Origin of the sequence: Erythrobacter sp., from assembly GCF_036351135.1 — a bacterium.
In the GTDB taxonomy this organism is placed as follows: domain Bacteria; phylum Pseudomonadota; class Alphaproteobacteria; order Sphingomonadales; family Sphingomonadaceae; genus Erythrobacter.
The window spans coordinates 1-2,986 of record NZ_JAZBON010000003.1 but is presented as its reverse complement, the minus strand read 5'-3'; the positions used below and the strand labels follow the sequence as shown (position 1 = coordinate 2,986).

General features: G+C 64.9%; 4 protein-coding genes. 1 reads left to right on the top strand and 3 read right to left on the bottom strand.

The features are described from left to right. On the bottom strand, positions 1 to 1,302 hold a 1,302-nt coding region (locus V2I30_RS00555; RefSeq protein ID WP_330660113.1), incomplete at its 3' end, for a DUF885 domain-containing protein. A gap of 66 nt (positions 1,303 to 1,368) precedes the next feature. On the opposite strand from V2I30_RS00555, the gene V2I30_RS00550 reads away from it, so the two are divergent. Beyond that, positions 1,369 to 1,869 (top strand): low molecular weight protein-tyrosine-phosphatase, encoded by a 501-nt coding sequence (locus V2I30_RS00550; protein ID WP_330660112.1) that lies wholly within the window; start codon positions 1,369 to 1,371, stop codon positions 1,867 to 1,869. Between the two features lie 18 nt (positions 1,870 to 1,887). Here the strand turns inward: V2I30_RS00550 and V2I30_RS00545 are convergent, their stop codons facing one another. Together V2I30_RS00545 and V2I30_RS00540 are read right to left on the bottom strand one after the other, a co-directional pair. Further along, positions 1,888 to 2,448, bottom strand: a complete 561-nt coding sequence (locus V2I30_RS00545; protein ID WP_330660111.1) for a hypothetical protein — start codon at positions 2,446 to 2,448, stop codon at positions 1,888 to 1,890. A gap of 72 nt (positions 2,449 to 2,520) precedes the next feature. Then, a partial coding sequence (locus tag V2I30_RS00540) for a helicase-related protein (RefSeq protein ID WP_330660110.1) occupies positions 2,521 to 2,986 on the bottom strand: 466 nt, incomplete at its 5' end.

The window sequence follows — 2,986 nt, the reverse complement described above, 5'->3', positions numbered from 1 at the left end:
TCGCAGAGGGTGGAGGTCGAGTTCCTGCTGGAGCGAGATCTGCAAATGGTGGCCGGGCACCGCCTCGTGCAGGCTGAGCGCGGGCAATTCCCACAAGGGTCGCTGGTCGAGCTTCGTCGTGTTGATCCGGTAGGTGCCCGATTGCCCGGCGGCGAGGCTGCCCCGCTCGTAATAGGCGGTGGTCGTGCCGGGCGCGATCGCGGCGGGGATCGGCTTCACCGTGTAGGGATTGCGCGGCAGGCGATAGAACAGCTGCGGCAGAAATCCGTCGATCGTCTTGGCGAGCGCGGCGACGTGCTGCACGTAGGCGTCGATATCGGTCATGTAATAGCGCGGATCAGTGCGCAGATGCTCGATGAACGCCTCGCGCGTTGCGAAGCCCGCCGATGCGGCGACCGACTCCATCTCCGCCCTGATGCGCGCGACTTCGGACAGGCCCAGTTCGTGAACCTCGCCCGGCGTCATGTCGGTGGTGGTGTAGGCGGCGACCTGCGTCGCGTAATAGGCCGCCCCGCCCGGCGTCTGCGAAACGCCCGGCAGGCCCGTGCGACAATTGGGGGCGTATTCCTCGACATAGAAATCAAGCAAATCGCGATAGGCGGGGATTACCTCCTCCTCGATAGCTTTGCGGCCGGTTTCGACAATCACCTCCCACCGCTCGGGCGAGATTGTGGCAGGGCGCTCGCGGTCGAAGGGCTTCCAGAACGGCGTTGCCTCGGCGGTGTCCTTGATCTGCGATGCGATCTTGGCATCGAAACCCGCCATCGGCTCGCATGGCTGCGTCAGCCCGAGCCGGATCGCCTCGCGGCTGCGTTCGATCCCGTGGCGGTTGTATTCGGGAAACGCGCCGAGCCGGTCGAGATAGCTGGCGTAATCGGCCGCGGTGAAGAAGGGCGACCGGTTGGCGAGCCCCGCAAATCCCGAAAACCAGCCGCTATAGGTCGTGAACAGCACGTAGCGGTCCTGATTGTGCCCGGCAGCGGCGAGCGTGTCCTTCATGTCGCGCACCATCACCGCGTAATCGATCCGCATACCCTCGGGCAGCGCCTCGGCATCGATCGCCACGAGCCGCTCGAGAAAGGCGCGGGCGCGCGCCACGCGCTCGGCATAGGCGGCGATGCTCAGGTCGGAGAGCTTCCCGTCACCGCGCCGGTCCCCCACGCTGGTCGCAAGCAGTGGATTGGCATCGAGCCGGGCCTGCCAGACCTCTTCGCGCAAGCCCTCGAAGTCTTCGCGCGGGCCTGCGGCGAGTGGCACTGCAAGACAGGCCACCAAAGCCGCGACAAGATACCTGACAGACATCGTTTTTACTCCACTGCGTACAAGAATGATTTGCAATCCAAAGAATTTGAGCGATAGACACGCGCCATGCTGAAGAGATCGCATCCCGAGTTTTCGGTCCTTTTCGTCTGTCTCGGCAATATCTGCCGCTCCCCGATGGCGGAAGGCGCCTTTCGCAAGGCGGCTGATGCAGCCGGGCTGAATGTCCATGTCGATTCGGTCGGCACGGCAGACTACCATATCGGCGAACCTCCCGATCCGCGCGCCATCGCCGAGGCGAAGAAGCACGGCGTGGACATCAGCGCGGCGCTGGGACGCCAGCTCGACACACGCGATTTCGAACGTTTCACGCATATATTCGCGCTCGACAAGGCCAATCTGGCGGGCATCCGGGCACGGGCGCCGCGCACGGCGACTGCCAGCATTTCGCTGCTGATGGACGTGGTGCCGGGGCGTGAGGGCGAACCCGTGAAAGACCCCTATTACGGCGGCGAAACCGACTTTGCCGACACCTGGGCGCAGATCAGCATCGCGATCGATGCGCTGGTCGAAAAGCTGAAAACGGAAGGCGCCGCCGCGCTGCCCTGACGCGGATCGCGCCTGTCGTCAGACCGACTTGCGACCGAACCCGCGCACGCGCTGGGCTGCCGGGTTCGGCGCCGCGGTTTGCGCAATCGGTGCCGCGCCAGCCGGTGTGTGTGTTGCGGGCCGTGCCGGAATGGCTACCGGACTGGCCGCTTCCGGTCCATTGGCGATGAGATCGAGCACGCCCTCAAGCTTGCCTGTCCGCCGTTCCAGCAGCTTTTCGGCGATCCGCGACTTGCCAAGCGTGTGATCGGCGCACTTGATCGCGAGATGGCGCTGCTTGACGAAGTTCACGCTCGTCGTTTCGATGTCGATCGCAATGATCCGGTCATACCGGATGCGGCGCGTGCCGAGGAGGCCGTGAAAATCGAGCGAGGATGCCCCGATCCGCGCGATCGTGTTGTCGACGAGGTAGCGAACGGCAAAGGCCAGCGCGAACACCATCACGGACGCACACAGCACGCCCGCAAACGCGCCCTTCCCTTGGAGATTGATCGCCATCCATACGCCCGCCCAGAAGAACAGGGCCGAAAGCGCTGCCATGATGCCCAGCCTGATACGCGAATACCGGATCGTCTGCATGTCCTGCCCTCTCACCTTGCGGGCAAGGCTAGAAGGTAATGGCAAACTTCTGATTAACAGGAAAAAACCGGCTCAGCCGCCGCGCAGCAACTGCACGCCCCAGTCGCGTTCGAACAGGTAGAGCAGCACGCGCGCCGCTTCGCCGCGCGGGCTGATGAGGCCGCCGTCGCGTTCAATCAGCAGCCGCGCATCGGCATGGGCGACCGGTAGCAGGCTCTGCACATGCTCGAGATCGGCGATCCGGAACGCCGCTTCCCCCGATTGCCGCGTGCCGAGAAGCTCGCCCCCGCCGCGCAATTCAAGGTCTTCCTCGGCGATGCGAAAGCCGTCCTGCGTCTCGCGCATCAGGGCGAGGCGCTTCTTGCCGGTCTCGCTCAGCTGGTTGCCGCGCAGCAGCAGGCAGACCGATTTCTCCGAGCCCCGCCCCACCCGTCCGCGCAGCTGGTGGAGCTGGGCAAGGCCGAAGCGCTCGGCCTGCTCGATCACCATCAGCGTAGCGGCCGGAACGTCGACGCCGACCTCGATCACGGTGGTGGCG

Bases quoted from the DNA above. Each gene is read 5' to 3' on its own strand.
- V2I30_RS00550 (WP_330660112.1), top strand. From the start codon at position 1,369: ATGCTGAAGAGATCGCATCCCGAGTTTTCGGTCCTTTTCGTCTGTCTC.
- V2I30_RS00545 (WP_330660111.1), bottom strand. From the start codon at position 2,448: ATGCAGACGATCCGGTATTCGCGTATCAGGCTGGGCATCATGGCAGCG.